Annotated in this window: 2 protein-coding genes; one reads left to right on the top strand and one right to left on the bottom strand. The window is 64.2% G+C overall.

Annotation, left to right across the window (positions count from 1 at the left end; genetic code table 11):
* Positions 1-650: NAD(P)-dependent oxidoreductase (locus tag EN906_RS33555; RefSeq protein WP_164777584.1), on the top strand; the 650-nt coding region annotated here is incomplete at its 5' end.
* 24 nt (positions 651-674) lie between these two features.
* Here EN906_RS33555 and EN906_RS33560 read toward each other — a convergent pair.
* Entirely contained in the window at positions 675-1,457 is a 783-nt protein-coding gene (locus EN906_RS33560; protein WP_127266787.1) for a FadR/GntR family transcriptional regulator, read from the bottom strand.
* Positions 1,458-1,534: the final 77 nt, after the last annotated feature.

The raw sequence follows: 1,534 nt of genomic DNA on the forward strand, positions 1-1,534 counted from the left end.
TCGTCGTCGACTGCTCGACCTCCGATCCGGTCTCGACGGTGGCGCTGGCAGAGGAACTCAAGGCGCTCGGCATCGATTTTGTCGACGCGCCGCTCAGCCGCACGCCGAAGGAAGCCTGGGAAGGCACGCTCGACGCGATGGTCGGCGCGCCGGACGCCCTCTTTGCCAGGGTGAAGCCGGTGATCGAAACCTGGGCCGGCCGCATCGTCCATATCGGCGACACCGGCGACGGCCATCGCATGAAGCTGCTCAACAATTTCATCTCGCTCGGCTACGCCGCGATCTATTCCGAGGCGCTGGCGCTGGCTGAGAAGGTCGGCATCTCGCCGCCGCGCTTCGACAGCGTTATTCGCAATGGCCGCATGGATTGCGGCTTCTACCAGACCTTCATGCGCTGGACGCTCGAAGGTGACCGCGACGCGCACAAATTCACCATCGCCAATGCCTTCAAGGACCTGACCTATCTGGAATCGATGGCGGGTGCGGCCGGTATTGCCAATCCGCTCGGCAACGCCACCAAGAACTCCTTCGCCGGTGCCCATGCAACCGGGCCGGCCGAGCAATTCGTGCCGATGCTGGCTACGCATATCGCTGGGGTGAACGGTGTCGACCTGATGCCGATGAAGGATGGGAAGAAGCAGACCATTTGACCGATTACCCAAGGCTGGCGCCGATCACCGCCTCCACCGCCCTATCCCATCGTCGGTATCTGCAAGCAGCTTGTGCACGGCGTTGCGCGCGGCGGCTGGGCGCTGCAGGCGGATGTTCCTTTCGATCGCCTCATGCAGCTTCTGCGCCTGGCGCTGATCGGCGACCTGCTGCGTCGTGAATGCGAAGAGATGGTCGAGCGCCGACTCGATCAGCACGCCGAGCGGCACCAGAAGGTCGTTGCCGGAAGCGCGCAGGATGGCCAGATGAAAGCGCGTGTCGGCGCGGATACGCTCCTGCAGGCTCAAGGCCTCGCCCATTTCGCGGCAGGCCTGGCTGATTTCCGCCATTTGCTCGTCGCTGCGCCGCATGGCGGCAAAGGCCGACGCTTCCGGCTCGATGATATGACGAAACTCCTGCACGGTTCGCAGGAACGCCTCGCGGTCGGGCGCCGTCGCGTACCAGGCCAGAACGTCGCGGTCGAGCAGGTTCCAGCGCTCCCTCGGCTCGACCCAGCTGCCGATCTTGGGGCGTGAGGCCAACAGGCTTTTCGCCATCAGCATCTTGATGGCTTCGCGCACCGCCGAACGGCTGACATTGAATATCTCGGCCCATCTGGACTCGTTGGGCAGGATGGTACCGGGCGGATAGTCGCCACGCACGATCCGCAGGCCAATCTCGCCGGCCAGCGAAACATGGACGCTCGCTCCCGCAAAATGCGCGGCACCGGCCTTGCGCATGACAGCCGGGCTGCGGCTGGCTTGTGGCTTGGCCGGGTCGGTTCGCTTGCTTGATTTCTCGTCCGGCATCCACGTTCCAATGCGTCGACCGTCTGTCGTCCGGACTGGTCCGAACCGCACGGGCGCCGATCTCGTTTCCGAAAAAC

It is taken from the genome of Mesorhizobium sp. M7A.F.Ca.CA.004.06.1.1, assembly GCF_003999135.1.
Taxonomy (GTDB): domain Bacteria; phylum Pseudomonadota; class Alphaproteobacteria; order Rhizobiales; family Rhizobiaceae; genus Mesorhizobium.

Bases quoted from the DNA above. Each gene is read 5' to 3' on its own strand.
- EN906_RS33560 (WP_127266787.1), bottom strand. From the start codon at position 1,457: ATGCCGGACGAGAAATCAAGCAAGCGAACCGACCCGGCCAAGCCACAA.